At 62.2% G+C, this 25,263-nt stretch carries 30 protein-coding genes and 1 pseudogene; 15 read left to right on the top strand and 16 right to left on the bottom strand.

Annotated features, from left to right (window positions below):
- Positions 1 to 25: 25 nt before the first annotated feature.
- The 3 genes from JCM7686_RS22865 to JCM7686_RS22855 are packed head-to-tail and all read left to right on the top strand — an operon-like array spanning position 26 to position 3,310.
- A complete protein-coding gene (locus tag JCM7686_RS22865; RefSeq protein ID WP_236635919.1) occupies positions 26 to 502 on the top strand; it encodes a molybdopterin-dependent oxidoreductase in 477 nt (158 codons plus the stop codon).
- Positions 499 to 2,304, top strand: a complete 1,806-nt coding sequence (locus JCM7686_RS22860) for a sensor histidine kinase (protein WP_020952666.1) — start codon at positions 499 to 501, stop codon at positions 2,302 to 2,304. Before JCM7686_RS22865 ends, JCM7686_RS22860 begins: the two co-directional genes overlap by 4 nt.
- Positions 2,291 to 3,310: a response regulator gene (locus JCM7686_RS22855; RefSeq protein WP_020952665.1), complete on the top strand. Its 1,020-nt coding sequence runs from the start codon at positions 2,291 to 2,293 to the stop codon at positions 3,308 to 3,310. The genes JCM7686_RS22860 and JCM7686_RS22855 overlap by 14 nt, the downstream gene beginning before the upstream one ends.
- Before the next feature lie 86 nt (positions 3,311 to 3,396).
- Here JCM7686_RS22855 and JCM7686_RS23745 read toward each other — a convergent pair whose 3' ends face one another.
- The 3 genes from JCM7686_RS23745 to JCM7686_RS22840 all read right to left on the bottom strand — a co-directional run bounded on the left by JCM7686_RS23745 (position 3,397) and on the right by JCM7686_RS22840 (position 4,889).
- Positions 3,397 to 3,783 (bottom strand): helix-turn-helix domain-containing protein, encoded by a 387-nt coding sequence (locus tag JCM7686_RS23745; RefSeq protein WP_020952664.1) that lies wholly within the window; start codon positions 3,781 to 3,783, stop codon positions 3,397 to 3,399.
- Positions 3,784 to 4,098: 315 nt separating this feature from the next.
- Entirely contained in the window at positions 4,099 to 4,518 is a 420-nt protein-coding gene (locus JCM7686_RS22845; RefSeq protein WP_020952663.1) for a hypothetical protein, read from the bottom strand.
- Between the two features lie 53 nt (positions 4,519 to 4,571).
- On the bottom strand, positions 4,572 to 4,889 hold the full coding sequence (locus tag JCM7686_RS22840) for an H-NS histone family protein (RefSeq protein WP_020952662.1): 318 nt from the start codon (positions 4,887 to 4,889) through the stop codon (positions 4,572 to 4,574).
- A gap of 201 nt (positions 4,890 to 5,090) precedes the next feature.
- Here JCM7686_RS22840 and JCM7686_RS22835 point away from each other — a divergent pair, with 201 nt between their 5' ends.
- The 5 genes from JCM7686_RS22835 (at position 5,091) to JCM7686_RS22815 (ending at position 8,170) form a co-directional block, all read left to right on the top strand.
- Positions 5,091 to 5,474 (top strand): thermonuclease family protein, encoded by a 384-nt coding sequence (locus JCM7686_RS22835; RefSeq protein ID WP_051201759.1) that lies wholly within the window; start codon positions 5,091 to 5,093, stop codon positions 5,472 to 5,474.
- A gap of 102 nt (positions 5,475 to 5,576) precedes the next feature.
- Positions 5,577 to 6,773, top strand: a complete 1,197-nt coding sequence (locus JCM7686_RS22830) for a hypothetical protein (protein ID WP_020952660.1) — start codon at positions 5,577 to 5,579, stop codon at positions 6,771 to 6,773.
- A 144-nt stretch (positions 6,774 to 6,917) separates the two neighbouring features.
- Positions 6,918 to 7,118: a hypothetical protein gene (locus tag JCM7686_RS22825; protein WP_041528429.1), complete on the top strand. Its 201-nt coding sequence runs from the start codon at positions 6,918 to 6,920 to the stop codon at positions 7,116 to 7,118.
- Positions 7,111 to 7,551 (top strand): JAB domain-containing protein, encoded by a 441-nt coding sequence (locus tag JCM7686_RS22820; RefSeq protein WP_041528428.1) that lies wholly within the window; start codon positions 7,111 to 7,113, stop codon positions 7,549 to 7,551. The genes JCM7686_RS22825 and JCM7686_RS22820 overlap by 8 nt, the downstream gene beginning before the upstream one ends.
- A gap of 112 nt (positions 7,552 to 7,663) precedes the next feature.
- On the top strand, positions 7,664 to 8,170 hold the full coding sequence (locus JCM7686_RS22815) for a ClbS/DfsB family four-helix bundle protein (RefSeq protein ID WP_020952658.1): 507 nt from the start codon (positions 7,664 to 7,666) through the stop codon (positions 8,168 to 8,170).
- A gap of 70 nt (positions 8,171 to 8,240) precedes the next feature.
- Here the strand turns inward: JCM7686_RS22815 and JCM7686_RS22810 are convergent, their stop codons facing one another.
- The 4 genes from JCM7686_RS22810 to JCM7686_RS22795 all read right to left on the bottom strand — a co-directional run bounded on the left by JCM7686_RS22810 (position 8,241) and on the right by JCM7686_RS22795 (position 10,053).
- Positions 8,241 to 8,519, bottom strand: coding sequence for an HU family DNA-binding protein (locus JCM7686_RS22810; protein WP_020952657.1), 279 nt, complete (start codon positions 8,517 to 8,519; stop codon positions 8,241 to 8,243).
- An 82-nt stretch (positions 8,520 to 8,601) separates the two neighbouring features.
- Positions 8,602 to 9,117 carry a hypothetical protein gene (locus tag JCM7686_RS22805; RefSeq protein WP_148292722.1) on the bottom strand — a complete coding sequence of 172 codons (516 nt, stop codon included), beginning with the start codon at positions 9,115 to 9,117 and terminating at the stop codon, positions 8,602 to 8,604.
- A gap of 137 nt (positions 9,118 to 9,254) precedes the next feature.
- Positions 9,255 to 9,533 (bottom strand): hypothetical protein, encoded by a 279-nt coding sequence (locus JCM7686_RS22800; RefSeq protein ID WP_020952655.1) that lies wholly within the window; start codon positions 9,531 to 9,533, stop codon positions 9,255 to 9,257.
- A gap of 70 nt (positions 9,534 to 9,603) precedes the next feature.
- Positions 9,604 to 10,053 carry a universal stress protein gene (locus JCM7686_RS22795; RefSeq protein WP_041528426.1) on the bottom strand — a complete coding sequence of 150 codons (450 nt, stop codon included), beginning with the start codon at positions 10,051 to 10,053 and terminating at the stop codon, positions 9,604 to 9,606.
- Between the two features lie 237 nt (positions 10,054 to 10,290).
- Here JCM7686_RS22795 and JCM7686_RS22790 point away from each other — a divergent pair, with 237 nt between their 5' ends.
- Positions 10,291 to 12,444: a ParB/RepB/Spo0J family partition protein gene (locus JCM7686_RS22790; protein ID WP_020952653.1), complete on the top strand. Its 2,154-nt coding sequence runs from the start codon at positions 10,291 to 10,293 to the stop codon at positions 12,442 to 12,444.
- A 58-nt stretch (positions 12,445 to 12,502) separates the two neighbouring features.
- On the opposite strand, the gene bioB is transcribed toward JCM7686_RS22790, so the two are convergent.
- The 3 genes from bioB to JCM7686_RS22775 form a co-directional block, all read right to left on the bottom strand.
- Positions 12,503 to 13,507: a biotin synthase BioB gene (gene bioB / locus JCM7686_RS22785; RefSeq protein WP_020952652.1), complete on the bottom strand. Its 1,005-nt coding sequence runs from the start codon at positions 13,505 to 13,507 to the stop codon at positions 12,503 to 12,505.
- A complete protein-coding gene (locus tag JCM7686_RS22780; RefSeq protein ID WP_020952651.1) occupies positions 13,507 to 14,070 on the bottom strand; it encodes a biotin transporter BioY in 564 nt (187 codons plus the stop codon). The genes bioB and JCM7686_RS22780 overlap by 1 nt, the downstream gene beginning before the upstream one ends.
- A gap of 96 nt (positions 14,071 to 14,166) precedes the next feature.
- On the bottom strand, positions 14,167 to 14,802 hold the full coding sequence (locus JCM7686_RS22775) for a GntR family transcriptional regulator (protein ID WP_020952650.1): 636 nt from the start codon (positions 14,800 to 14,802) through the stop codon (positions 14,167 to 14,169).
- Positions 14,803 to 15,533: 731 nt separating this feature from the next.
- Between JCM7686_RS22775 and JCM7686_RS22770 the strand changes: the two genes are divergently transcribed.
- Complete coding sequence (locus JCM7686_RS22770) at positions 15,534 to 15,857, top strand: DUF736 domain-containing protein (RefSeq protein WP_020952614.1); 324 nt, start codon at positions 15,534 to 15,536, stop codon at positions 15,855 to 15,857.
- A 49-nt stretch (positions 15,858 to 15,906) separates the two neighbouring features.
- On the opposite strand, the gene JCM7686_RS22765 is transcribed toward JCM7686_RS22770, so the two are convergent.
- The 3 genes from JCM7686_RS22765 to JCM7686_RS22755 all read right to left on the bottom strand — a co-directional run bounded on the left by JCM7686_RS22765 (position 15,907) and on the right by JCM7686_RS22755 (position 18,377).
- A complete protein-coding gene (locus JCM7686_RS22765; protein WP_020952649.1) occupies positions 15,907 to 17,229 on the bottom strand; it encodes a type II toxin-antitoxin system HipA family toxin in 1,323 nt (440 codons plus the stop codon).
- Complete coding sequence (locus JCM7686_RS22760; protein WP_020952648.1) at positions 17,219 to 17,551, bottom strand: helix-turn-helix transcriptional regulator; 333 nt, start codon at positions 17,549 to 17,551, stop codon at positions 17,219 to 17,221. Before JCM7686_RS22760 ends, JCM7686_RS22765 begins: the two co-directional genes overlap by 11 nt.
- Positions 17,552 to 17,768: 217 nt before the next feature.
- On the bottom strand, positions 17,769 to 18,377 hold the full coding sequence (locus tag JCM7686_RS22755) for a DUF6088 family protein (RefSeq protein ID WP_051201767.1): 609 nt from the start codon (positions 18,375 to 18,377) through the stop codon (positions 17,769 to 17,771).
- Between the two features lie 572 nt (positions 18,378 to 18,949).
- Between JCM7686_RS22755 and JCM7686_RS24845 the strand changes: the two genes are divergently transcribed.
- Positions 18,950 to 19,126 (top strand): hypothetical protein, encoded by a 177-nt coding sequence (locus JCM7686_RS24845; RefSeq protein WP_020952646.1) that lies wholly within the window; start codon positions 18,950 to 18,952, stop codon positions 19,124 to 19,126.
- A gap of 72 nt (positions 19,127 to 19,198) precedes the next feature.
- On the opposite strand, the gene JCM7686_RS22750 is transcribed toward JCM7686_RS24845, so the two are convergent.
- From JCM7686_RS22750 to JCM7686_RS22740, 3 genes are read right to left on the bottom strand one after another with little or no spacing between them, the layout of a single operon-like run.
- A complete protein-coding gene (locus JCM7686_RS22750; protein WP_020952645.1) occupies positions 19,199 to 20,215 on the bottom strand; it encodes a site-specific integrase in 1,017 nt (338 codons plus the stop codon).
- Positions 20,208 to 21,170: a tyrosine-type recombinase/integrase gene (locus tag JCM7686_RS22745; RefSeq protein WP_020952644.1), complete on the bottom strand. Its 963-nt coding sequence runs from the start codon at positions 21,168 to 21,170 to the stop codon at positions 20,208 to 20,210. Before JCM7686_RS22745 ends, JCM7686_RS22750 begins: the two co-directional genes overlap by 8 nt.
- A complete protein-coding gene (locus tag JCM7686_RS22740) occupies positions 21,160 to 22,401 on the bottom strand; it encodes a site-specific integrase (protein ID WP_020952643.1) in 1,242 nt (413 codons plus the stop codon). The genes JCM7686_RS22745 and JCM7686_RS22740 overlap by 11 nt, the downstream gene beginning before the upstream one ends.
- A 419-nt stretch (positions 22,402 to 22,820) precedes the next feature.
- Between JCM7686_RS22740 and JCM7686_RS22735 the strand changes: the two genes are divergently transcribed.
- The 4 genes and pseudogenes from JCM7686_RS22735 (at position 22,821) to JCM7686_RS22720 (ending at position 25,252) form a co-directional block, all read left to right on the top strand.
- The gene (locus tag JCM7686_RS22735; RefSeq protein WP_020952642.1) at positions 22,821 to 23,306 is read left to right on the top strand and encodes a DUF6878 family protein; all 486 of its coding nucleotides are present in this window, start codon (positions 22,821 to 22,823) and stop codon (positions 23,304 to 23,306) included.
- 11 nt (positions 23,307 to 23,317) lie between these two features.
- Positions 23,318 to 23,677 (top strand): annotated as a pseudogene (locus tag JCM7686_RS22730) (DUF6915 family protein); the annotation flags it as partial.
- A gap of 283 nt (positions 23,678 to 23,960) precedes the next feature.
- Complete coding sequence (locus tag JCM7686_RS22725; protein WP_041528424.1) at positions 23,961 to 24,398, top strand: hypothetical protein; 438 nt, start codon at positions 23,961 to 23,963, stop codon at positions 24,396 to 24,398.
- A complete protein-coding gene (locus JCM7686_RS22720) occupies positions 24,395 to 25,252 on the top strand; it encodes a DUF7007 domain-containing protein (RefSeq protein WP_020952639.1) in 858 nt (285 codons plus the stop codon). The genes JCM7686_RS22725 and JCM7686_RS22720 overlap by 4 nt, the downstream gene beginning before the upstream one ends.
- The last annotated feature ends 11 nt before the right edge of the window (positions 25,253 to 25,263 follow it).

The raw sequence follows: 25,263 nt of genomic DNA, 5'->3' as shown, positions 1-25,263 counted from the left end.
CAGGACCGTTTTTGTGGAGGCTGATTTGAGAAAGCTGCGGATTTTCACCGCCGCCCTTGCCTGGCTGGCCCTGACCACCGGCATCTCGGTCGCACAGGATATTCACTATTCTGTAGATAATGGCACGAGCTCGAACACGATCTATGAGGACCAGATCATGGCCCTGCCAATGCACGAGATCTCCACCACGACCTCGGTCACAGAAGGGGTCCAGCAGTTCGAGGGCGTGTTGATGCGCGATCTTCTGGCGCTCATGCCGCGCCATGAACCGGGCGATATCGTCGTCGTCGGGGCGCTGAACGATTACGAGGTCGAAATCCCGATCGAGGATTTCATCCGCTTTGACGTGATCCTTGCCCACAGCATGAACGGCACTCGCCTCACTCCGCGTGACAAGGGGCCGTGGTGGATCATCTATCCCCGGGATGACCACGAGGAATTGCAGGACATCCGCTATGATACCCGCTGGGTCTGGCAGCTGAACCGGCTCGACATCCGGTGAGGGAGCGCGCCCGCCAGTTTGCCGGGGTGGTGCTGCCGCTTTTGACAATCGCGGTCTTTGCGACGGTTCTGGTGTTGTCCTTCCGCCAGCTCTCAATGACCCAAAGCACGCTGAGGATTGAACTGACCCAGAACATGCTCTGGGTGATCTCGCGAGCCGAGGCCGCAAACCTGCGGCTGATCGAGGAGACGGCTTGGGCTGCTCAGGGGGATGCCAGCCAGATACACCGGGCGCTCGATATCTGGTTTTCGCGCACGCAGATCCTGCTCGACGAGCCGCAGCGTGGGCGCATGACCCATCTCGGGTTCGAGGACACGCTTGCCCGCATTGAAGCGGCCATGGCCCACCTCGAAGTCGATCTTGCGCGGGTTCTGACCGGCGATCTTGCGGCCCTCGATCGCGTGTCGGAATCGCTGCAACCGCTGGCGATGCAACTGGGTCGCGCGGCCAACCGCGCCATGACTGCCGAATGGGAAGATATCGGCAGGCAGCTGGACCAGACCGCAAGCGGGATGCGCCAGATTGGTCTTTCGCTGGCGGTGATTGCCGGGGCCGGGCTGGTCCTCGTCCTGTCGCTGGCGCTGACCGCGCGGGCGTCGAACCGACGCGCGGCGCAGCTTCAGGCCGAACGCGCCTTTTCCCAGCTGTTGGTCAGCGCCGGGGATCGTGGAATCGTGGCGTTTGACACTGCCGGTCAATGCACCTTGTGGAACGGGGCTATGGAGACGTTGTTCGGCCTGCGCGCAGATGAGGCGCTTGGCCGCAGCTCCGCCGAGATCGCCGGTTTCTTCGCCACGCAGCATATCGCCGCCATGCTGCAGGACATCTTGGGGGGCCGCGCCCGCGTCGCGGTCGACCAGTCGGTGTTCGACCGTGATGGAGGAGAGCCGCATCTCATCGACCTGATGGGCTTTCCCCTTCGACGGGACAGTCAGATTGTGGGCGCGGTACTGATCGCCTCGGATGTCACCGAACGCCACGATGCGCAGCGGTCGCTGGCGCGGCACCGCGATCAGCTGGAAATCGAGGTTGCGCGGCGCACCGAGGAGTTGGATGCCGCCTTGATCCGCGAACGGGCGTCTCTCGACATCTACCGAAACTTTGCCGCGATGATCTCGCACCAGTTCCGCACCCCGCTGGCGGTGATCGACTCCAGCCTGCAACGGCTGATGCGGCGCGGAAGCGCGGTCGACACCGTCGAGATCTCCGAGCGGACCACACGCGCAAGGGCGGCTGTCGCGCAACTGGTGCGCCTGATTGAAAGCATTTTCGATGCCGCGCGTTTTGATGCGGGCCAGGTTACGACTGAGGCGCACAGCGTCGATGTTGCGGCTCTCATGACCGGGTTGGTGACTCGGGCCGAGCACGATTTCGAGCCGATAGACATCGAGGTTCGTCCCCCGGAGGGCCTTATATTGGCGACCGGGGATGCAACGCAGCTCGAGCATATCCTGCTCAACCTGCTGTCCAATGCCCGCAAATACTCTGATCCCGGAGAGAAGATCCAAGTGACCATTGAAGCAAAAGCCGAGAAGGTTTCGGTCATTGTCAGCAATACCGGCGATATCGCCCCTGCGGACCGCCCACATGTGTTTGACCGCTATTACCGGGGCAGCCGGGTAGAGGGGGTCAGTGGTATCGGGCTTGGTCTCTATATGGCCCGCAGTCTGGCGCGCATTCAGGGGGGCGATCTGACCCTGTTGGAAACAGCGCCCGGAACGGTCGCATTCGGGCTGACCCTGCCCCGGGCCGGAGCGGACGGGGCACAACTGCTTGAAGGAGGGAGCCATGCGCGGGCGTGACAGCAAGGGGCTTGTCCTGTGTATCGACGACGAGGCCGATCTTTTGCGCGATCTGGCCGATGAACTGCGTGAGGCCGGTTATGGTGCGCTTGAGGTGGCCAGTGGCGAGGAGGCGCTGGAACAGCTTGCCCGCGTGCAGCCCGATCTGATCCTTTGTGACATCTCGATGCCGGGCATGGATGGCTATGCGGTGCTTCAGGCCGTAAAAGCGGCCGGTGGTCCCAATGCGGCGATCCCCTTCGTCTTCCTGACGGCGCTGGCTGAGCGTCAGCAGATCATCGACGGCAAGCGGCTTGGTGCGGATGATTATCTGGTCAAGCCCATCGACTATGATCTGATGCTGGCAACTGTCGAGGCGCGGCTCAGGCAGCTGAAACTCTGGCCGGATCGCGGCACCGGTCCAGTAGAGCCGCACTGGTCTGACACAGGTTCGCCAGAAGCGATGAGCGTTCTCGATGTGCTGGCGACGCCGGTGGTCGTGACCGATGCCGAGCGGCGTGTCCATTTTGCCAACATTGCCGCCCGCAAACTCGTCGAAGAAATGGATGGTCTGGTGCTGGATGGCGGGTTTTGTGCAACCCATGATACCGAGAACCGCAAACTCGGCATCTGGTTGAGGGAACTCGGGACAGGCGAGGGAGAGGTTGCCGCACTGACCATTTCAGCCGTTTCAGGTGAGCATGATGTGTCGCTTTTCGGTGTCGCATTGCAGAGCGACCATGCAGATCCGCGCATCGCGGTGTTTCTGGGAAACAGACAGCGGCCGCCGCTGCCGCGGCCGGAAACGCTGTCCGCAGTTTACGGTCTGACACCGACCGAAGCGCGGATCTCGCTGCTGCTTGCCGGTGGCGCGAAACCTGCGGCGATTGCGGCAACCCTTGGTGTATCTGCCACGACCGTCGCCTTCCACCTGCGCAACATCTTCGAGAAGACCGGCGCAGATCGTCAGGCTACCTTGGTTGGCCTGCTTTTCTCTTGCCCTGCGATATCTGCGATACCCGACTAAGTGACCTTCTCTGGTGAGTTTGTCCGCCGGCTTTGCCAGTTGGCATCGACGGGTGCGTCTGCGGCTGTGCGTTCCTTTGCAGACCCTCATGGCTTCCTGTTCATTTGGCCATGGACTTCCTCGACAAGATGCCAAACCGCCAACCTGATATCCTCTGGAAGGGAAAAATACGCCTTCAGTATGCGGTGCCGTTCCCCCGTGCGTTGAAATGGCTGTAGTCGATATAGCCCGTCCTCGCAGCTTTCGCGGAACACCGATTTCAGGATGACGTGAGGGTCCACAACCAAAAGATCTGCTATTCTCAGCATACGCTTGACCGACAGGCTATTCTGGCCCGCTTCATACTTCTGCATTTGCTGGTAGCTCACGCCAATCTCGGCTGCGACATCAGCCAGTGACAGGCCGCGCTTTGTCCGTAGCGCCTTCAGCCTCTCACCGAGGCGCCTGTCAAAATCATCCAAATCGCCGTCCAACTCGGCCTACCCTTTACCGGGCAGAAGCGAATGCTGCGGTACGCCCCCGCAATCGCTTCCTGACCCATGATCGGGGAGTTGGAAAACCGAACCTGTCCGGTCCCTATGACCTTTAGCACCGGAGCGCCTGGACATACGTCACAGGCTCCCCGACCGCATGGTCAAGGAATCGGCGCCGTTTCGGCCGACGCCAATACCGACAGATTCAGGGGTTTCCACGCCCCAGGGACGACGCGTGGCGTCCCCAAGAGCAGTGTATAGGTTTCAGGGGGTTGGTAGCAAGATGGCGCTTTTTGCGCTGTTCACGCGAGCCATCTACGCGCCGTGTGTCCCTGGGCTCGGAGGGACAGCGGCATCCGAGCCTGTTGTGTCACGCAGCTTGCGGTCCGCGAGGTTCCAATCGTGCCTTGGCTCGTCCCAGTTGCGGGTCGAGGTCAACTGCCGGTCCAGATAGTCCCGAAACTCTTCGTCGCCTAGCCGAAGCTGGAAGGTGTAGAGCCGGTTGACGATCTCGCGCATCAACTCGCGCATTTCGTCATCGCTGATCCTGGACACCTCTGACCATGGGATCGCCCGTCCATTGGCGTCGGTCACGATCACATCGGAATAGTCCCCGGTATGGCTGACCACCCCGGGTCCTGCATGCAGGGTTTCAAGACATGTATTGCGAACACAGATCAAGGCCATCGCTTTGGCCATGACAGAGGCAATCTTTCGCTCAAGATCGTTTGGCATGGCTTCCTCATCTCGCTGTGCGAGCGAGGGCCTGTCATGCCCCGCCCTGTTGATCAGATAGCAAAGTCTTCAAGTGATTTGCCGTTAACCAGCGCTTCACCGATCCAGCCTGGCTTGCGCCCGCGGCCAGACCAGGTCAGCTCCGGGTTCTCGGGATGACGATATTTCGCCACTGACGGGGAGCGTTTGCGGGATGCGGCTGCATCCGCAAGTTCCTCGAACGAATAGCCAAGTTCGCGCGCCAGTTCGTCGACCTTGGCGCGGGCCTCGGCCTTGCGGCGTTCTTCAAAGGAGGTGATCGCCTTGGCGACTGACTTTTCCAGCTGCTTCAGTTCGCTCAGAGAAAGCGTGTCGAGGTTGATTTCGGTCATCAAGGTCCCCTTTGTTCTGCACCATTGATAGGGCAGGGCGCAGCAGCGAGCAATTCCCCTTTCGGGGACATGGCTTGACAGGGCTTCATGTTTTAAGGCTTTCGGATGAGCAGAAGAATACACCCCCGGCCATTCCAGCACCCTACCGCGCGACGGTCAGCATCTGGATTTCGGCGGCGAGGACTTAGTCGCAGCCGGCCGTTGCAGTTTCTTTCCGTGGTGAGCGGAGCGTTGTTGCTGGCTTTTATGGCCGTGGAGCGCTTCCCCGAGCATCTCGCCGCATTGCCCGAGCTGACTGCCTTGCGCGTGATTGAAGGCCCGGTCAGCCATGTTCGCGATGGCGATACGATCGAGGTTGCGGGCACGCCGGTCCGGTTTGGATCTCTGGACTGCGCTGAGCGCGGAACAGCGGTAGGTGATGCGGCTACCGGGCGGGTGAGGGAACTCGTTGCCGGGCAGTCCCTTACCTGCGCCCTGAATGGCCGTAGCAGCTATGATCGCAGCATCGGGCGTTGCACCTTGCCCGATGGCCGCGATCTTGCCGCGCAGATGATCCGGGAAGGACTGTGTCAGCGCTACTGGTGATTGGTGGCTCCGCCCGGCCCAGAGTGAGAGCGCGGCTGGTTTGCCCGTGACGGGTCCGGGCTGGGGGAGAGGCCTCCGGCGGCCCGTCGCGGAGTGATTGTCATGGACAACATGCAGATTCTGGAACCCGCGCGCCCGGTGCGTGGTGGCTACAAGGTGGATGTCAGCCGGGGTGAGCGCAACGGCCGGGTGTCGTCCGAATGGTTCAATCGACCGGATGATGAGCGCTATCTCTCGCTCGATGACCTCTGGGCCTCGGTCAAGGCACGCTCGGAGCGCAGCACGTCCCGTATTGTTGAGACGGCGAAGATCCATGTCGAGGCCAGCCGAGACAATGCCGAACGGCTGCAGTTGATCCTGCCGAAGGCGAATGCGCCGCTGGCGCCGACCCATTGGGCGTTTGGCCAGCTTGCGAGTCTGGTTGGTGCGCCGGCGTCCTACCTGCGTCAGCTGCCCGCGCCGCTGGCGGGGATCAATCTGCAGTATGGCCTCTCGGGCCACCGTGCCGAGCAGATCAAGACCTTCGAGACCGAGGACGGCAGGACGGAGCTGCGCGCGGTCACCGGCCCGGACTATGGCCGGATCTATGACCATGAGTTGGTCGAGGCCGTGCAGCGCATCGCGGGCAATGGCACTGGGGATACCCGCTGGAAGGTGCCGGGCACGCTCGACTGGTCGACCGGGGTCTATAATCCGGATGTGGACATCACCCGCGACACCACCACGCTCTATGCCTCGGACCGCGATGTGTTCCTCTTCCTCGTGGACGACCACAATCCCATCGAGGCGGGCAAACTGCCCGATGGATCGCCGGATCTCTACTTCCGGGGCTTCTACTGCTGGAACTCGGAGGTTGGGGCCAAGACGCTTGGGATTGCCAGCTTCTACCTGCGCGCCGTGTGCCAGAACCGGAACATCTGGGGGCAGGAAGAATTCCAGGAGATCACAATCCGCCACTCGAAATATGCCGCCTCCCGCTTCGCGCATGAGGCTGCACCGGCGTTGACCCGCTTTGCCAATTCCTCGCCCTCGGGCTTCATCAACGGGATCAAGGCGGCCCGTCAGCAGATTGTGGCCCGGACTGACGAGGACCGCGAGACCTTCCTGCGCAAGCGCGGCTTCTCGAAGCTCGAGGCCGGCAAGATCATCGATAAGGTGCTGGTGGAGGAGGGCCACCCGCCCGAGAGCATCTTTGACTTTGTTCAGGGGATCACGCGTCTCGCGCGGGACAAGACCCAGCAGGACACCCGGCTTGAGCTCGAGGGCAAGGCCAAGAAGCTACTCGAGCGCGCGGGCTGAAGCCCCTCGCGCACTCATTCGTCCCATCATCACGCGGCAGCCCGGCTCCTGGCCCTCGGTTGCCGCGACCCTTCCCATTCCCGGCCCAAGCGCTCGCGGCTTCATAGATGCGGGCGGCGGGCTTCTCATTCCGGGAGACCCCTGATGCAAACCTTTGACGAAAAAGTGGATACCGCTGTTTACGCCGCCTTCATGGCTCTTGGCCTTTCGGTTGCCACGAATATGGAGCTGGCGATCCGGCTCAACGACTTCATCACCCAAGAATTCCAATTCGTCGCGTCAGATGATGACGACAACGGGGGCGCAACGCTTGCCGGCGGGGCCGGAGGGCGGGCCGATGACTGAGCAGGAGCAAACCGTCATCCTTGAGGCGCGTGAGATTCTTGCGCGCTATTTCAACCAAAACCCGCTGCTGACCTCCTGGCAGGCTGTGCTGGACTATTGTGCCATCGCGGTACGGGGTGAGGTCGAGTGCTTTCATGTTCTCTACCTTGACCGAAAGAACCGGCTGATTTCCGATGTTCGGGTCTCGGTCGGCACCGTCGATCATGTGCCGGTCTATCCGCGCGAGGTGCTGAAATGTGCGCTTTTGATGAACGCATCGGCGCTGATCCTGGTCCACAATCACCCCAGTGGTGATCCCGAACCGTCTGATGCCGACCTGAAGATGACGAAGGAGATCCAGAAGGGCTGCAAAACGCTGGGTCTTACCCTGCATGACCACATCATCGTCGGGGCAGGGCGTGAGATCAGTCTGCGTGCACGCGGTGATCTCTGAGCGACAGGTCGCCAAATACTCACCGGACACGGGTCTGGCTTGCCATCCTTCAGCTGAAACGCCAGTCAGACACACCGTTAAGAATTGTAGCTGAATGACGGAGAAGAGCCGGATGGTGGTTCCAAGTACAAAAGCCGAGCTACTGGAGGCGATTGCGACGACATTTGATCGCCTCACCATCGATCTCGCGAGGGGTTCAACTGACCGTGCAAGGGAGGCATCACTCGCGGGGCACGCGGCGGGGACAATGATGAGCCCAGCCGATTTGGTCGCTTATCTGATCGGGTGGAACGATTTGGTGCTCAAGTGGCTGGATCGTGACAACCGGGGCGAGCCGGTCGATTTTTCCGAGGCCGGGTTCAAATGGAATGAACTCGGTCTGCTGGCCCAGAAGTTCTACCGGGATCATGAGGCTTTGGATTGGGTCAGTCTGTTGGCACGCCTGACCGAGGCCAAGACCCGGCTGGTCGACACGATTTCCGCACGGTCCGACGCCGAACTCTACGGTGGGCCCTGGTATGGGAAATGGACGAAGGGCCGGATGATCCAGTTCAATACGTCTTCTCCCTACGCCAATGCGCGAGTCCGGATTCGGAAGTGGCTCAAGGAGAAGGGCTGAGAGCGATATAGCTCTCTGCTGCAAGGGGAAACCTGTCCATGCAGCAGAGGCGCCTGGTCTGCCTGTGGCCTCACGCCTTCAGCGCGTCTTTCACGGCCTTGGCAGGCGTAAAGGCCAGCTTCTTTGAGGCAGCAATGGTCACGGTTGCGCCGGTGGCCGGGTTGCGGCCTTCGCGTTCGGCGGTTTCCTTGACCTTGAACTTGCCAAAACCGGGGATCGAGGTTTCTTCGCCGGCAATGGCGGCGTCAGTCACGGCTTTGAAGACCGCCTCGACGGCAGATTTGGCCTGAGCCTTGGTCAGGCCATTCTCTTCCGCGACTTTGGCGGCGATATCGTTGATCGTGGTCATATGGGTCGCTCCTGTTGGATCCCGATGACCATGTCAGCTTTGGGGCAGGATCGTAATCTTGAATTTCACGCAGCGTGGACGTTCAAGCCGTTTCCTGCTTCTCTGCTGCTGGCAGGGCTTCGGCGTGCTCTGCCGCAGACGAAGCGTAATCACGCATGCGGCCTATGGTCTGCTGGCATGCCTCATCTGAGGCTTGCAGCGGGGTGCTCGCCAGTTGCCGGAGTGCGCTGATAGCCGCCTCCTTCGGTATCGGCTTTCCTGCCCCGAGGGCGATTGTTCCGATCGGCTCGTTCGTCTGCATGAACATTTCCAACCAGGGGCCGACATAGTCCGTGCCATTGCCGAGCGGTGAAGCCGCCGTTGGCTCCAGTTCATAGACCATCACGCATTCATCGCTCTTACCGTCTACGGTCGCCTGATAGCTGCCGAATGGGCGGCGCTCCAACATCCAGGACAGCGCGATCATCGGTGCGTTTTCCAGCGCCGCCGCCAGATCTTCGGCTCTGTCGATCTGCTGCGGCAGCAGATTGGTGTCGAGGCACCGCCATTGGCTGGTGGTGCCGGAATAATATGCAAGCAGATAGCGCATTGTCAGCATGCCCATATGTTCTTGTTGTCGCTGGCATCTTCGCCCGACCAGGAAGTAGGGAGCGCGTCTTCTGCTCGCAAGGATTTGCGGTGGGCCTTGGGCGGGATGCCGCCCAGGGGTATGTCGTCTTGCCTGCACGTACGGCATTAACGCCGTGACAGCAGCCTGCCGAGCCAGCTGCTTTTGCCGTTGGCATTGCGCAGCTTCGACCGGGGCGACCTGGCAAGAACTTCGCGCCCCGCATCGGTCAGTTGGTAACGCTTTGCGCTTATGACCCTGAAGAGCCCGCGATCCGTCAGGCGCTCGGCGATCTGCTCTGTCTCCGGATCCGCGTCAGAACCGATCAGGGACAGGATATTTTCTGGCAGACCCTCAGCGTCGCGCAGAAGATCGAGCCATGAAGATGGCAGTTCATCGTCCGACAACGCACGGCTCCGGGGATGGCGGCGTGTCGGGCATCAGGTCATCTCGCATCGCAGGCATCCCTGTCCGACCTCAGCGGACGACCAGCACCGGGACCGGGCTGTGTGCCAGAACTTCGGCGGTCTGGCTGCCGAGCAACAGACGACCAAGGCCACGCCGGCCGTGCGAGGACATGCAGATCAGGCTGCAATCCCGCACTTTCGCCGTCTCGACAATCGCCTCGGCAGGTTGGGCATTGGGGATATGCAGAACCTCGGCGACTACACCGATCTTGTCCGCAGCTTCCTTCGCAGTTCTCAGGATGCCATCGGCCAGTTCCTTCTGGCTTTCCTCGAACCCGCCGCTGACCTCGATGGGCGCGACCCATGCCCCGCCCGCGGCCGCTGCATAGATCGGGAAGGCTTCCGTGACGGTGACGATGGTCACCTTCGCGCCGAGGGTCTTGGCCAGCGTTAAGCCGTGGTCGAGTCCCTTGGTGGCGGTTTCCGATCCATCGGTGGAAATCAGGATGTGATGATACATGACCATTCCTTTTGGCTGACAGGGAAGATCTGGCACATGGCGGGATCGTCTCACTGTTGCACAGGCCAGACCACCGGCCAAGGAAATCCCGGATAAGTCAATGCCCGGGACGGTCATGGGGCTTCCTGGGCGTGACCCGGTGCTCTGGTAGGAGAGGAAGAGGGGGGAGGGGGTCTCCATGACGGGTTGGTAGCCGGAGAGAGGGTCTCGCCGGCGCCCGTCCTCGGAGTATCTGGCATGGCCACTGCCGTTCAGAAGATCACCCTGTCGTCCTCGCGCGACATCCCCTTCAACAAGCTGGTGCTGAGCCAGTCCAACGTGCGGCGGGTCAAGGCCGGTGTCTCGGTCGATGAACTGGCCGAGTCCATCGCCCGTCGCGGGCTGATCCAGTCCCTGCACGTTCGCCCGGTTCTGGGCGAGGATGGTGCCGAGACCGGCATGTTCGAAGTGCCCGCCGGCGGCCGCCGCTTCCGTGCGCTGGAAGTGTTGGTGAAGCAGAAGCGCCTTGCAAAGACCGCACCGGTCCCCTGCATCGTGTCCGATGCGACCGACGATGTGCTGATCGACGAGGTCTCGCTCGCCGAGAATATCGAGCGCGCACCGCTGCATCCGGTGGATCAGTTCCGCGCCTTCCAGGCCATGCGCGAGAAGGGCATGACCGAGGAGGCGATTGCGGCCGCCTTCTTCGTCGATGCCAAAGTGGTGAAACAGCGCCTGCGGCTGGTCTCGGTCGCGCCCGCACTGCTCGAGATCTATGCCGAGGATGGCATGACGCTGGAGCAGCTGATGGCCTTCACCATCTCCTCGGACCATGAGCGCCAGGTGCAGGTCTGGGATGCGGTGAAGGATAGCTGGTCGAAGGAGCCCTACCAGATCCGGCGCCTGCTGACCGAGACCACGGTGCGGGCCTCCGACAGGCGCGTCACCTTTGTCGGCATCGAGGCCTATGAGGCGGCTGGCGGCTACGTGCTGCGCGATCTCTTCCAACAGGACGACGGCGGCTGGCTGCAGGATCCGGTGCTGCTCGACCGGCTGGTGAACGAGAAGCTGAAGGCCGAGGCCGAGATCATCGCCGCCGAGGGCTGGAAATGGATCGAGGTCGCGGTCAGCTTCCCCTACAGCCACGCCTATGGCATGCGGCAGTTGATCGGCACCACGGTCGATCTGACCGAGGATGAGCGCGCCACCCGCGAGGCGCTGCGAGACGAATACGACCGGCTTGAGGCCGAGTATTCGCAAGCGGAAGAATACCCCGATGAGGTCGATGCCCGGCTGGGCGAGATCGAGAAGACCCTCGGCGCCTTCGAGATGCGGTCGATGATCTACGAACCTGCGCAGATGGCGCGGGCAGGGGTCTTTGTCAGCCTCGATGTCGACGGCACGCTGCTGATCGAGCGTGGTTATGTCCGGGCCGAGGATGAAGCACCGCTGGAACCTGAGCCCGAGATCGTCGATCCCGAGACCGGCGAGGTTCTGCAGCGCGCCGAGCATGAAACCAGCCATCAGCGTGCTGTGATCACGCTTGGGGGCGAGCCGGCGACTTCGCCCGAAGAGGAGGAAGACGAAGGAGAGGCGATCAAGCCGCTGCCGGAACGCCTGGTGATCGAACTGACCGCGCACCGGACCCTCGCGCTGCGCGATGCTGTCGCCAACAACCCGCGCATCGCGATGACGGCGCTGCTGCACCGCTTGGTGCTCGACTGCTTTGGCATCCGCAGTGCGGGCAATGCGCTGCAGGCCCGTATCAACGAAGTGCATCTGTCGGTGCAGGCTCCGGATCTTGGCGACTCGATCCCGGCGCAGGCCATCGACGAGCGGCATGCGGCATGGCGAGCGGATATCCCGCTCGATGACGGCGATGACCGGCTCTGGGACTGGCTGCACGCTCTCGACGAGGCCAGCCGACAGGCTCTGCTGGCACATTGCCTGAGCTTCGGGGTCAACGCGCTCTATGAGCGTCCGAACCCCTATAGCGGCAATGGCATCAGCCAGCATGGCCTGGATCGCCGCATGCAGGAGGCAGATCGTCTCGCGCGCGTGACCGGTCTCGATCTGGTCGAGACGGGCTGGAAGCCGACGGTCGCAAACTACCTTGGCCGCGTCACCAAGGCGCGCATTCTCGAGGCTGTGCGGGAAGGTGTCGGTGAGCAGGCGGTGGAACTGATCGGTCATTTGAAGAAAGGCGAGATGGCCACGGAGGCCGAACGGCTGCTGGCAGGTAGCGGCTGGCTGCCGGAGCCGCTGCGGATGGAGGACCTCGAGGCCGCCGCCGCTGCCGGCGATGCCGAAGGGACTGACGCGGATACGCTGCCGGACTTCCTCGCAGGCGATGAGGATGATGCACTCGAGGAAGAGGAACCGGACTCGGCGCATCGCATCGCTGCAGAATGACCAGTCATGAGGGCGACCGTAGTCGCCCTCTCCTACATCTTCTGAGGCTGGCCCGGTCCTAGTGACTGGGCTTTTCTTTTGGTGCTGTCTCCCTGCCTCGGACCGGGGCGGCAATCGCGGCAACGAGATCTGCATCCTCCCCAATGCCTGCATTCGGTGTCGTGAGCAGGGTGTCTCCGTAGAAGATCGAGTTGGCACCGGCGACGAGGCAAAGGATCTGCGCCTCCCGGTTCAGGCTGGAACGTCCTGCGGACAGCCGCACAATCGAGGCTGGCATCACAAGCCTGGCCGTGGCGACCATGCGGACCAATTCCAGTGGGTCGATGCGGGCACGTCCGGCAAGCGGCGTGCCCGCCACCGGCACCAGCGCATTGATCGGCACGCTTTCCGGGTGCGGATCCATGGTCGCAAGGACCTGCAGCATCGAGGCGCGATCCCGCACGGTTTCGCCCATGCCGATGATGCCGCCGCAGCACAGCTCTATGCCGTAGCTGCGCACCGTTGCCAGCGTGTCCAGTCTGTCTTGATAGGTGCGGGTGGTGATGATCTTGCCGTAGAACTCGGGGCTGGTGTCGAGATTGTGGTTGTAGGCCGTAAGCCCGGCCTGTGCGAGGCGCTCTGCCTGATGCGGCTTGAGCATGCCGAGGGTGACGCAGGCCTCCATCCCGAGCGCCCTGACGCCCGCGACCATTTCGACCACGGCATCGAAGTCGCTCCCATCGCGCACCTGCCGCCAGGCCGCCCCCATGCAGAAACGCTCCGCCCCGGCATCTTTCGCATTGGATGCCATGCCGATGACCTTCGCCGGATCCATCAGCCGGTCGCGGGTCAGTTCCACGTCACGGTGATGCGCCGATTGCGGGCAATAGGCGCAGTTTTCCGGGCAACCGCCGGTCTTGATCGAGAGGAGACTGGCTTTCTGGAGGTGGTTCGGGTCGTGGCACGCGCGATGCGCGGCATTCGCGCGTCCGACAAGCTCCAGAAGGGGCAGTTCGTGCAGCGCCAGTATCTCATCGACCGTCCAGTCGTGGCGCAACGCGCCGTTTGCGGATGTGTCCAGCATCACTTGGCGCTCCGCAGTCGCGCGACCCCTTGGGTCGCCAGTGCCACGAGCGCGATCTTGACCAGATCTCCGAGCAAGAATGGCAGAACCCCGACCGCCAGCAGTTGCGCCGATGGGACAAAGACCGCCAACCAGATCAGGCCAAGGCCATAGACCACACCGAGCCCCGCCAGCATTGCAAGGACCTGGCCGAGCAAACCCCGTCCCGCAGCCAGCCATCCCGTCATCCCCGAGGCAATCAAGTAGCCGATAAGATAGCCGCCGGTTGGCTCTGCGATATAGGCCAGACCCAGACCGCGCTCGGGCGATCCCGAGAACACCGGCAAGCCGGTTGCCCCGGCGGCGAGATAGGCGGCGAAGATTGCCGTTGCCATGCGCGGCCCGAGCAGAACGGCGAAAGCCATGACCGCGAGGGTGTGCAGCGTCATCGGGACCGGCCAGAACGGGATTTGCACCTTGGCCGAGATCGTCATCAGCATGACACCGCCAAGGCCGATGGCCAACGGGCGGAGGAAACGCACGAGACGGGATGTCTCGGCGCAATGCGGTATGGCAGGGGGCATGGGTATCTCCATATTATCTATAAAATGACGAATCCGTCTTTGCATAGACACATGAAGGGTGCTTGCCCGCAAGTTGTCGCCGATAACTATAGATAATTACCGGCTGTTCTGCGGTCCCTTCGGACCTGTCCACTGGACATGACGCGCAAGCGTGGCGCAGGCGCTCATGACGTCCCCTACGCGAAGGGCCGAAAGGATAGCGCGGTGATCGCGATCCGTTGGAGCTTCCCATTCGGCGCGCCACCCCGAGAAGAGGAAACGGGCGCTCGCAGCATGCAGATCATCGATGCTGCGCATCAGGCGCGGCATGTCGCAGGGTTCCAGGATCAGCCGGTGAAAGCGGCGATTGGCTTCCTCCCAGGACTGTACGTCCGGGGCGTGATCGCCTGCCCGCGTTGCTTCCTCCGCTTTATCAAGTATATAACTTGTAAGATTGGGCGCGGCGTTGCGGAGCGCCATTGTTTCCAATGCTGCGCGCATGCCTGCGACTTCCCTGACTTCCCTCGGGCTGAAGCCTGCAACCCGTACGCCGCGGCGCGGCTCGCTGATTGCGAGCCCCTGCGCCTCCAGCCGGCGAAAGGCCTCGCGCACAGGAACATGGCTGGCGCTGAACTCCGCCGCAATGTGATCCTGGCGAAGGCGCTCGTCAGCGCGAAGCGTGCCTGCGATGATCCGATCTGCGAGAATGCGGCTGATCCTGTCAGCCAGGGTTTCTTTGGTATCGTCCTTCATGAACTATAGATAAAATACAGGCACCGCATTGTCGATGACCTTCGCGAGCTGCAGCATACGCATTGTGCTCATGCCCGCGAGAACGAGGCCGATCCAGCATTGTTGCCAGAATGTCCTTCGTACCCTGCCAATTGGTTGAGGTTTCTCCAGCCTGGCTTTTACAGGGGCAGGAACCGGGCCTTCCCCCATGTTGCGTCCTCGTCAGGATCCTGCGGTTCGGGCTTGCGCTGATCAGCCAGCCTGGCCGCACGCGCTGCCCCTCTTCCCGGTCGAGCGCGGCGGCGGCATGTGCCGATCCGGCGGCCCGGCCAGTATCCGATCTGGTGCATTGCCGTACCCGTGGCTCGCAGGTCGGTGAGGAGGGGCGCAAGCCGGCCTGTTCGCAGCTTGGGTGAACATCGCCGGTGGTTGCCTGTCGGGTCTTCCTGCCGGTCCCTGCAGGATCGCCGCTGTCTCCTGTCTCTCGGGAGTGACGGGACCGCTCGCATGCGTCCTCTGTGATGGGCTGATCTGGCCGAAGACCAGCGCGGAAGCCGCGCTTCGACGTCTCGGCGCAACAGCGTCGTGGGACTTTCTTCCCCTGGGCTTCGCCCATTCCTCGCGGGCCAAGAAAGCCCTGCCTGTGCTGTCGAGGTCCCGGGCGGGACTGCGCCGGCCGTCGTCCCCGGCCTGTCGATCGCCATCGAGGCCCCAATGGAGCGGGCCCGAACACGAGAGAATGGAGACAGACAATGGCGACCATCGGCACCTTCAAGAAGACCGGCAACGAATACACCGGCGAAATCGTCACCCTGAGCGTGCAGGCCAAGGGCGTGCGCATCGTCCCCGACCTGCGGGCCACGGGCGAGAACGCACCCTCGCACCGGATCCTGGTGGGCCGCGCGGAAATCGGCGCCGCCTGGTCGAAGCGCTCGAACGAGGGGCGGGACTATCTGGGCCTGAAGCTGGACGATCCGAGCTTTGCGCACCCGATCTACGCCAACCTCTTCGACGACGAGGAAGGCGAGGGCTCGAGCCTGATCTGGTCGCGCCCCAACAGCCGCCGGGGGGAGTAATCCCCCCACCAGGGCCCCGGTCGAAAGGCCGGGGCCTTCACGCATCCTCTCAGACTGCCGCGCCTGCGATCAGAGCGTTTCGCGCGGCCTCATATGCATCCACCAGCGCTGGCTGCCCCTTCAACTCCTCAAGCGCGAAGCTGTTGAGGAACTGACGCCCGGCGAACAGCCTGCGGTCAACCTGGGAAAGCGCCGCCTCATCGCAGGCCGCTTGCCAGCCCGCTGCAATCGCTTCGATCTGGCGCTCAATGAGGGCCACGGCGTCGCTTTCCTTCAGGTGGAAGTCCGGGGCCGCGGCAAGGCAGGTGGCAAGCGTGCTGGCACGGGCCTCCCCCTTGATCAGCATCGCTTGTGAGGCTTCGCTGCCCGTGCGCCCCTGTGGGCAGATGTCATAGGCGGGGGTCAGCGTCAGCTGTCGGCCATCCCAGAAGGCCGCGTGGTTGCGGGCGTGATCGTCGGTATTGCCGCAAAGGATATTGAACGCGATCCGCCCGTAAAGCTCGTGCAGTGTTGCCTTGGGTTCCGAGAAGCGATGGCGGATCAATTCGGCCAGATCCTCATATGAGGCATAGCGCGCCATCATTTCGTCAAGCCCCAGCATGGTCAGGGCCGAGACCATCGCGTGCCGGGTCCAGCCAGAGTCCGTATGCGTGCGGTCAAAGCGCTCGACCAGAAGGACATCCTTGTGCGCGGCCCGAGTCATCTCGACCGTCGCGACGTTCAGCCCGGCGGCGCGGGCCAGCCGCATGGCGATGAACTCGGCCTTGACCACGCTATAGGTGTCGTTGCCGGCGGAAAACTTGGCAATGAATTTGCGGCCGCCAGCATTGATCATGGCCTTGGGGCGCGCGCCGCCAATGGATGTGCCGTGATTCAAAGCCTGATCCAGCGCGGGCGGCAGTGGCACACCCTGCTCAATCAGGTTTGCTGCTTCCTGCAATTCGGCCAGCGAGGCCTCTGTCGCCAGGCGCGGAACATATTCCGTGGCCGAGGCCTGGAAATCGAGCGCGCCAATACGGTCGGATCCCGATTGCAGCAGAAAGGTGAGCTCGCTCAACTCCGGGACATCGTGTGCATCGGGCTTCTTACCGGTCAGCCGATTGATGATAACGCGGCGGCCCCAGGCATCCGGCGATCCGTCCCGGATGCAGCTAGCCATGCCCATGCCGGGTGCGGGTTCGATTTTTCCCTCGCGCAGGGGTAGCTCGGGTTCGTAAAGCGGAACCGCGCGGATATTGCGCCGATAGCTGGCACCATAGGTATAGGTCAGCCGGGCGCCGTCCGGGACAAGCCGCCCGGCCACGACAGGCTCTGTTGCGCCCGGTAACCAGATCCAGACAAAGGCACCTTTGGGCGCGGTGTCAGAAGTCATCATCAACCTCGCGGGCTTTGTGTCTTACGCTTTTGGGCAGCAAGGCGAGTTTTTCTCCCAGATGCGCGTTGTGCATCTGCAGGCTGCCCGCGTCCTGCCCAAAGAGCGGCACACCGGCGAGAGCGGCCACCTCGAACACGATGCCCACCTCAGGCCCGGCCGCGCCCTTTTCGATATTGGACAGGGTGGTGCGGCTGATGCCTGCGCGGTCGGCCAGGTCCTGTGCGGTGAGACCACGCTCGAGCCGGCCGATGCGGATCATCCTACCCAGCATGATCAGCGCGTCGCGGGTTACTCGGGAATAGCTTCGTTCGCGCTTCATGATCTATGCTGTGCTCATTATGTTGAACGCATAACAATCTCGCGTCCATAATTATGTGCATGATGTCTGGGCGCGCGTCTGCTGTCAACGGGAGGCCATGAAAATGGACGGATGGCTGCGATATGTCCAGAATTCTGGACTATCTATCGTGAATCAAGCTGCATCGCAGGCAAGTGGAGGGGGCATGGCACGCTCAGCGCTAGGTAAGCGAGCAACCTTATCCAATTGCGGCATCGGCCCCGCACCCTGAAGGCTTTGAGTTGGCAATCGAGATCAGGGTTGCCCGCATCCACGCCGGTGCCTGCGTCGCATTCCTGGCGAGGAGCTTCTTGTCGCTGGCCGAAAGGTGACGGCTGGCCGCGTGCATCACGTCAGAGGCCCGTGCAGCACCTACATGGCGCAGAGCCTGCACTACGGTTCCGGCCGGGCTGCCGGGGGCAATCAGATGTTTGGGCGAGGTATGGCGAAGATCGATCACCCGCTTCCCGAGGACAACACGGCGCGAAGGCCCATCCGTCAGCCAACGGCTCTGTGCGGCGACCTGCGTCGAGAGTCCGAGGGCGTTGGCAGCCTGCGGACCATCAATCTGCAGGTTTGATCCGGTTTCGCGAGCAAGAGCTTTGGCCACATCGTCGGGCGAAGGACTAAGCGCACCGAGCTTCGGATGGATCTTGGGGAAGTCATAAAGGCCGCGGGCGAGACGCCGGAGGTCTCCGGCCCTGGTCAGCCGAGACAGCGCTTGGTCCACCGCGCCACGGGCTGCCACGTCCAGAAAGTCACTGGGCGTGAAGACGCTGCCGCGTCCGCTTGCGCGGACACGCTTCATGATCCGATCGGGAACAGAGGCATATGCAGTCTTCATGTGTCAGAAAATAGGCTATATTTTTCTTCCAATCAAGTGTGCGACGTAATGCGCCCTCTCTCTTGTTCAGACTGAGATTGTCGCAGTTGCGGACAGGGGTGGCGAGCGCGTGTGCTCGGCTGGGGAAAAGGGGCCGGGGTCGGCACTTGCGTCCTGTGCCAGGGGGGCTATCCGGCATTCGCTGGGAACCACCCTATTCATCGTCGGCGCGCAGCAGATCTGCGATCTGGCCTTAAACACGTCGACACCTTTGATCAGCGAAGCGCCAAGGCTGGCAGCTGCGAAAGGGCATCCCGTCACTGGACACGGCCCCTGTCAGAGCCAAAGCCCCATCCCCGCTTCCATTCGCAAACCTTGGTCCGATCCGTCTCTTTGAAATCAACCCGCAAGGGGTCGGCTTGACGCTTCGCGTGCCGCCCTCGGGGATTCGGGCAAACGGCCCGAACGCCCGAGGGTGATTGCAGATCCGGTCAGACACTTCGGGCGCCTGTCGAGCGGGGGATGGTCCCTCGTCTCCAAAGACAGGAGCCAGTCCCATGTCCAAGAAGGATGCCACCGCTTTTGCCGCCAGCCTGGCCGCCACGCTCATGGTCTCGATCGTCGTGTTTCAGGCCGGCGATGGCAGCCATGCCGCCATGCCCGCCGATGAATATGATGGCGATGAGACGCTCATCGCCCTCGAATATGATCCGTGGGAGATTATGCCCCGCTGACCCCTACGGCTCAGCCAACACCCTGATCTGTCGGGACTTCTCCCGGCAGATCGGACTTGGCGCGCAGCATAATCAGAGGCTCTTCAGGAAAAGCATCAGATCATCGGGAGCGCGATAGCGCAGCTTTCCCGATCCTTTGGTCGGATGCAGCCGACTTAGTGCGGCCTCCTTCATCGCCATGTCGGCTTCAAGATAGATGTGCGTCGTGGTCGTGCTTTCATGCCCGAGCCAGAGCGCAATCACCGTGATATCGACACCCGACTGCAGCAGATGCATTGCGGTCGTGTGCCGAATGGTATGAGGCGAGACTGTCCTTCCGATCAGCTCCGGGCAGGTGCGACTTCCTGCCTCTACCGCCTGTGCCAACCGTCGTGCGATCCCCGAACGCGTCAGCGCACCTCCACCTGAACTGGCTGGGAACAATGGCTGCTCCGTTTCTGCACTGGGCAGATCGCGCAGCCATCCCCGAAGTGTTGAGGCCGTCTGCTTCCATATAGGGACTGTGCGGTGCTTTCGTCCTTTGCCATGGAGATGAACGGCGGGCGCGGGTTTCAGCAGGAGATCACCTATCCGCAACCCGGCGATCTCGGAGACCCGCGCGCCCGTATTGTACATCAGTCCGAACATTGCTTTGTCACGCCGCCCCAGCCAGGTTGTCACATCCGGGGAAGCGAGGATGGCCTCTATCTCGGGCCGCTTCAGGTAGCCCAGCGAAGGTCGGTCATGGCGCTTTGTTGGAATCGCGAGATTCCGTTCGATTGTCGCAAGGGCAGCAAAATCCTTGTAGGCGGCGAACTTCAGAAAGGCCCGGATCGCAGACAAGCGTGCGTTGCGACTCCGGACGGAGTTGCCGCGCCCATGTTCCAGATGATCCAGGAAGCGCAGGATGATGTCTTGGTCGAGGTCGTGCAATGACAGTGCGGTTGGCGATTTGCCGGTGTCCCTTTGCACAAAGAGCAAGAGTAATCGAAACGTATCGCGATAGGATGCGACCGTGTGACGACTGACCGCCCGTTGCTGGGCGAGGTAGTCCACGAAGAACTGCTGCAGGAGGGCCGGGAAGGTTGTTCGTGTCTGAAGATCAACCATGATCTAGCCCGCCGCGATCTGCGCTGGCCTCAAATCGAGACCCGGCGATTGCCATGAGTTCAGGCACCCCCTCCAGATACCAGTACGTATCTGCCACGCTGGCATGGCCGACGTAAGTAGACAGCGCGATCATCGCGCTGTCGGGCTGAACGCCGTCTCGCTGCCAGGTCATGACGCGATGGCAGATGAAACTATGGCGCAGGTCGTGAATCCTTACGCGCTTGTAGTTGCCGCGAGGAATGATCCCCAAGTCTATGGCCAAACTGCGGAAATTGCCTTGCACCGTGGCATAGGGCAGCCGTTCATGTGTCACCGTGGAAATGAACAGTGGTGCAGTCGGCTGAGTCTCTGCATATCTGGACCTCACGGCCAGATAGCGCGTCAGCGCCGTCGTCACTGATGCATGTATTGGGAGAAGGCGTTCCCGCCTGGACTTCGTTCGCCTGATCGTCAACAGGCCGCGTTTGTGGTCGAAGTCCCTGCATTCCAAGGCTAGCGCTTCGGAAATGCGGACTCCGGTTGCGGCGAGCAGCCCTATCAATGTCGAGAGATTTGCGGACCTGAGCTCGCCGCTTGGGGGCAAGGCGGCTGCGGCAGTCATCAGAGTTGAGATCTCGGCGGCGGTGTAGATGTGGGGAGTTCGTCGCCTCTTGGCTGGTCCAAATGGCATGCCATCCGGGAACCCTGTTCGGGGGTCAGTTGCCGCGAGATGCTTTGCAAACGGACGGATAGAACTCAGTCGGTTGGCCCAGGTAAAGGGTCGATCATAGATGGCTTCCTGTTTGGCCCATTCGAGGCATAGGTCCGGGGTGACAGGACCTGTGTGCCCCTGCCTGTCGGCAAACCGCGCAAACGCCAGAATCCGGCTGCCGCTTGCTCGCTCTGTGAATCCCAGCCGTCTGCGCTCGGCAATATAGGCTTCGGCGGTCGCTACAAAACTCGGCTCACGCATCATCACAGCCCCCCGGCCAGGGCATGGCAACCTGAGCAAGATGGTCGACGTTGATGCGCGCATAGATGGAAGTGGTGGCAACGTCACGATGGCGGAGCACATCCGCAACTTGGGGAACCGGGGTTCCGGCGGTGATCAGGCGGGTTGCAAGTGTATGCCGCAATATGTGAACGCGACTCTTGTTCCACCCCAGCCTTTTGTAGGCGTCGTGTAGCGCCCGCTGAACTACCCGTCGGCCGACTGGCTGGCCCAATGGTGGTTTGTGACGCACGAAAATCTTCCTGCAGTCAGTCGGCGGGCGCTCCTTCCGGATGTAGTCGGCGATTGCCTGTCCGGTGAGATCGGGCAGCGGCAATCGCTCGGCACGGCGCCCTTTGCCCTGCACAATGCAGATCTCGCCTTCAGCCCAGTCGATATCATCCAGGCAGAGACGAACGACTTCGCTGGATCGCAGCCCGATGTCCGCCAGGCAGCGGGTAATGGCGTAGCTGCGCCGTTGTCCCGGCTGGTTCATGTCGAAAGACCCCAGAAGCGCTTCAAGTTCTCCATCGGACAAAGCCTCCGGAAGCGGGCGCTCAATCAGCGCGGTGGGTCGGGGGACCGCCGCTATCTGGATGGTGACGTCATCCCCCATGAGCCGTCGATAACGAAAATAGCACCGGACAAAGCCCGACAGGGCACGGACAGTGCCCATACAGCGGGCTTCCTTGCCGAGCACGAACTCACGGATAGCGCTGGCACTGATCGATGCCGGGTGGATATCATTGGCACCGAACACCCGGGTCAGCAGGCAGCGCAAAGACATGCGATGTTGGGCGCGTGTACTTGGTGCCAGACCCCACACATCCCGCAAAGCTGTGTCAAATGCTGCAATCTCGCACCCGATGATATCCGGCTTTATGGCTTCCGTGATGCCGAGATCCCGCATCACGCGCAGGAGGTGGTTCAACGCCGATCTGTTGTGGTGCAAATGGCCAAGGACATGGCGAGAGCAAGTGCAGGAGGGGATATGCTCCCGCAGAAACTGCTCGGCATGTCGTTCTGAAATCGTGGCGATGCTGACCGCCTCACTCTGAAGCCATTCTCCGAAATGGAAAACGCAAGCACAGTAAAGCTCGACAGTTCGCGGCGAATACCGCCCAGCCTGAAGTCGAGACCTGAATGGTTCCACGACCCCAGCAAGGTAATTGCCAGGGTCGTCCTTCAGCATGAAGATTCTGCGCTTTGCGGACATTTGCCATCTCCTGTTTGTGGGAATGGCAAAGTGAACGATGTGATTATGCTGCGCGCCAAGTCCGATCTGCCGGGAGAAGTCCCGACAGATCAGGGCGTTGTCTGAGCCGTGGGGGTCAGCGGGGCATAATCTCCCACGGATCATATTCGAGGTTATGGTGCGCGCACCATAACCTGGAGATCGACCCCTGGCAGTGAGGCGCGCAAGCGCCTCACCCCTTCCGGGTGGCTCTCGCGCGGTGCGCCGCGCCGCTCACCCGGGTCGCGCGATCACCCGCCTGTGGCGCGCGCCGCGCAGCTGAGCCGGGATGAACCCCGGCGCGGGAGAGGTCGAGGAGGGATCCGGGAAGGGTGAGCCTTCCGGTCCCAGAGAGAGCGCCGGTCGGCTTCACCCGCCCCTTTGCGCTCAGGAGAAATCCCATGACCCAAGATATCACAACCTCCCCGGAAGCCAGCCTCGCGACCGCGATGGCGCAGTTTGACGCCTCGCAACTGGCGCATCAGACGCTCAGCACCACCGCAATGGCACAGAACAAGGAGGCCCTGTTCGCGGCCATGCGCGCCGCCGGGCTCACCGAGATCATCGTCACCTTCGACGGCGGTGGCGACAGCGGGCAGATCGAAGATATCGACGCCCGCTGCGGTGACACCGTTGTGCCAATGCCGGACACGGCAATCACGCTCGCGCAGGTCAGCTGGGGCATCAGCGAGATTTCGACCAGCAGCATGTCGCTCTCGGAGGCTGTCGAGACCCTGGCCTATGACCTCCTCTCCGACAGCCATGGCGGCTGGGAAAACTGCGACGGCGCGTTCGGCGAGTTCCATTTCGACGCCGCGGCCGGGACGATCCTGCTCGACTACAACGAGCGGTTCACCTCGTCCGAGCAATTCAACCACAGCTTTTGAGGATGGGGAACATGGCACATCCCTATCATCATGCCCTGTCCTCGGTGAAAAAGTGGGGCGGCGTGGTCGAGGATTACATCGAGCTGCATTCCTGGTTCGATGCATCGAAGCTCATCCTTGCTGACTTCCGGCACCGCGCTTTGCGCCACCATGCCGAGGGCATCTTCCTCATGGAAACCGTGTTCGGCAAGACGCTGACTCTTTCCTCCGGCAGGGTTATCCCTACCCGTTGGGTGGGCGAGCAACATGTCCGCGAGGATCTCGGCCATATCCCGAGCTTCGCCGACTGGGCGCGCGCGATCCGCCCTGAACCCTGGATGGGCCGCACCCAGAAGATCGAGACCGAAGTGGAGCCGTTGCAGACTGCTCCGACCCGGACACCTGATCCATTTTATCCCCTTCTCGGCCTTTCCCCCGATGTCTCAGGGTTTAAGGTACTGCGCGCCGCGGCTCGGGCCTTCCATCCCACTATCCGCAGGGATCCCGGTCTCAGGCTCGCCCGGCGGCGGTTCTACCGCCAGATGCTGGCCGCCCATGCCGCTGCAGTGCCGCAAGGCTCTCCCACGTCCCCGGGCACCTGACCCTTTCCTTCAGTCCAATCCCGACCAGACCCGGCCTCGCGCCGGGCTTTCCATTTCTGACAAGGAGCCTGTCATGGCCGACTATTTCACCCATTTCTCCTGCCTGCTTGATGCGGGCTCGCCTGAGAATGCCGCCAAGGCGATGGCGCTGTTCCACCGCCTGCGCGCTGAAGAGGCGGACGCCGATGAGCCTGCAATCAACGGCTTCGATCTCGTCCAGCAGGACGGACCGGGCGGCGCGCAGCTTTGGATCCATGATGATGATCAGGGCGATGTTGAGGGCGTCATCAATTTCGTGCTTCGTCTCGCCGAAGAGCTGAACCTTTCCGGCCTCTGGGGCTTCGACTTCGCTCACACCTGCTCCCGACCCAGAGTTGAGGCTTTCGGCGGCGGTGCGCATGTCATCGATCTCGGGTCCCGCAAAAGCATCGGCTGGATCAGCACACATGAATGGCTGAACGCCGTGCTGAATGGCGAGGACGTCGACGCCGTGGAGGCGGTCGCAGGATGAACACCACGGTTCCGATCATACCCGCCTCTCCCTCCCGGTTTCTGCCCGTCGTCGAGTTTGGTCGCAGCGCTGATGACCTGCTGGTCGCGCGCGTTGGCGACACCGCCTTTGCGATGGTGCCGACCTGGGCGGGACGGCATTTCCTGGCGACGGGCTGGCGGCTTTCTCGCCCGCTCGACACTTGGCGGCGCGATGACTTCTATGGTCATTCCGGTGATGTGGCTGACGAGGCCGCTTTCCGGGCGCTGGTTGCGGAGAACGCAGAACACCAGCGTGAACGCGCGACACTCAGGCGCCGTGAAATCGCCTCCCGGGCGCGTACGCCCTGGGGCGTGTCACAGGGTGCGATGACCTATGGTGAAGGTGTGCTCTGCCATTCCACCGCCGGGCATGGCGGATTCCAGCTTGCGCCAGAGCAAAATGCCTGTGTGCATCCGCTGCTGCGTTCCTCCTCCGGGTTCTACGAGGAGGACGCTGAATGGGCGGCGGTCGCGCAGGCGTTGCCGGAACTGTTTACAGCCTATGAACGCCGCCTGTCCGATGAGACACTGCGCAATCACTGGCCGGAAGCCTGGGAGGCCATTCATGGCTGCGCCCTTCAGCCCGGCGAATCCCGGGAGCGGGATCGCCAGATCTTCGAGCGTCAGCACGCTGCAGACTGGATTGTGATCTCGGCGGTCAGTTCGGATCGCTTTCCCGGTTTCGTGGAAACGACGGCTACGCCGGGAGCGAAGCGTGGCCCGAGCGTCGAGCGCCGGCGCTTCCTCGTTCCGTCAGTCGAGTATGAACCCGGTTTGTTCGGGTTCGTGGTCGATCCCGCATGGCATCAAGATCTGACCGATGGAACTGGTTGACCAGCCATACC

Source organism: Paracoccus aminophilus JCM 7686 (genome assembly GCF_000444995.1).
Lineage (GTDB): Bacteria > Pseudomonadota > Alphaproteobacteria > Rhodobacterales > Rhodobacteraceae > Paracoccus > Paracoccus aminophilus.
Note: the sequence above shows the minus strand (reverse complement) of the source record. Positions and strands in the feature narration are given on the sequence as shown.